Raw genomic sequence first — 2051 nt, forward strand, 5'->3', positions numbered from 1 at the left:
TTCTTGATTTGCTTTGCTGTTATTTTAATAACTATAAAACTTATATAATTGAAAAGACCTTCATATAAGGTCTTTTTTTATTAGAAAAAAGGAAAAAATAAAAGGTTAAAGAATTAAATAATAAAGGAAGTGAAGAGAAGTGAGATTAACTATTGGACAAGCAAGTAAGCTATATAATGTGAGTATGGACACTTTAAGGTATTATCACAAGCAAGGAATTGTAGTGCCTGAGGTGGATGAGGAGAATGGATATAGATATTATACAATTGATGATTTAGATAGATTGTCTTTAGTGATAGAGGCTAGAAGGCTTGATATTCCTGTAAAGGAGATAAAGAGGGTTGTAGATAGTGAAGATGTAGAAGAATATAGAAAGCTTATGAAAAAGCAGAAGAAGATAATTGATGAGAAGATGAAGGAACTTAAAGGCATAAAGAAAAGATTAAAAGAGAATGAAAAGATGTTAAATTCTATATCAAATTTTGAGGAGAAGCTTGTTGTAGAAGAGTTTAATGAGAAGATAACATTTATTGGAGTAGATATAAACAATATATCAGGAGAAGAAAAGGAAAGAGATTTTAGATATGTTTTTGATGATTCAGGATTAATTGATGCCTATTATATTCATTATAGTAATATAGATGGAAAGCCTATATATGAAGAAGGGGTATTGTATATAAAGTATAAAAAGGAATTAGAGAAGTTTTTAGAGAAGAGTGTTTTAGAATATGTTATAGAGACTAGAAAAAATGGATATTTAACTACAGAGTGGTGTGGAACAGAAGAAGAGATAGAGAGCATAATAGGAGAAATATCAGGTATGGAAAGAAGCGTAGAGGCTTTTGTTAGATTTAAATATCTTATTCCAAATAAGAAGAATGCAACATATCTTTGTGAAATTTTGAAAATTAAATAAATGAGTACAGAGAAGGCTTAAAATAAGTCTTCTTTTTTTATGGAAATTTAAAAAATAATAGGGGGAAATGTTTACATAAAAACAAAAATACACATATGTATATTTTAGAGGAAATTAATGACAAATAAGTAAAAATATAATAAAATATTAAATATATTATCAAAGAAAAAAGGAATAATAAAGAAAAGTAATAAAAAAATAGAAGATTTTTTATTAAAGCATACAAAAAGGGGGGATTGTGTATGGAAAATAGAGAGCAGTGGGGATCAAAGGTTGGTTTTATTTTAGCAGCAGTTGGTTCAGCAGTAGGTCTTGGAAACATTTGGAGGTTTCCGTATGTTGCATATGAAAATGGAGGGGGAGCATTTTTAATACCATATTTCTTTGCAATTTTTACAGCTGGAATACCGCTTCTTATTTTAGAGTATTCTATGGGGCATAAATATAGAGGAACAACACCACTTGCAGTAGCTAGAGCAAAGAAGAAGTGGGAGTGGATGGGTTGGTGGCCAACTATTACATCTGCATTTATAGTTGCTTATTATTCAGTTATTATAAGTTGGGCTATGAATTATTTTGTACTTAGTTTTCAAGATGGATGGGGAAATGATGCTAATGGATTTTTTCATAATGAGTTTTTACAGTTAAGTAATTCACCTTTTGAGATTGGTGGAGTAGTTCCTTACATTTTATTAGGTGTTGCAGCAATTTGGTTTATAAATTGGATTGTTTGCTTTAAGGGAGTTAAAAAAGGAATTGAAAAGATAAATAAAATATTACTACCAACATTAGTAGTAATAATGATAATAATTGCAGTGAGAGCAGTTACATTAGAGGGAGCAGCAGAAGGTTTAAATAATCTTTTAACACCTGATTGGGATAGAGTTTTAGATCCTAAAGTATGGGTTGCAGCTTATGGACAAGTTTTTTATTCTTTAAGTATAGCAATAGGAATTATGATGACATATTCAAGTTATTTACCAAGAAAAACAGATATAAATAATAGTGCATTTGTAACAGCCTTTGCAAACTGTGGTTTTGAGTTTTTATCTGCATTAGCTGTATTTGGAATTTTAGGATATATGGCAACAGCACAAGGCGTTGGAGTTTCAGAAGTTGTTTCAAGTGGAATTGG

The 2051-nt window shown here is 29.8% G+C and carries 2 protein-coding genes; both read left to right on the forward strand.

What is annotated here, in order from left to right; genetic code table 11:
* Positions 1-139 precede the first annotated feature (139 nt).
* Positions 140-916, forward strand: a complete 777-nt coding sequence (locus ACRDDY_RS19535; protein ID WP_438566577.1) for a MerR family transcriptional regulator — start codon at positions 140-142, stop codon at positions 914-916.
* 242 nt (positions 917-1158) lie between these two features.
* The coding region (locus tag ACRDDY_RS19540; protein WP_438566578.1) for a sodium-dependent transporter at positions 1159-2051 on the forward strand (893 nt) is incomplete at its 3' end.

It is taken from the genome of Clostridium sp. (genome assembly GCF_051656525.1).
In the GTDB taxonomy this organism is placed as follows: domain Bacteria; phylum Bacillota; class Clostridia; order Clostridiales; family Clostridiaceae; genus Clostridium.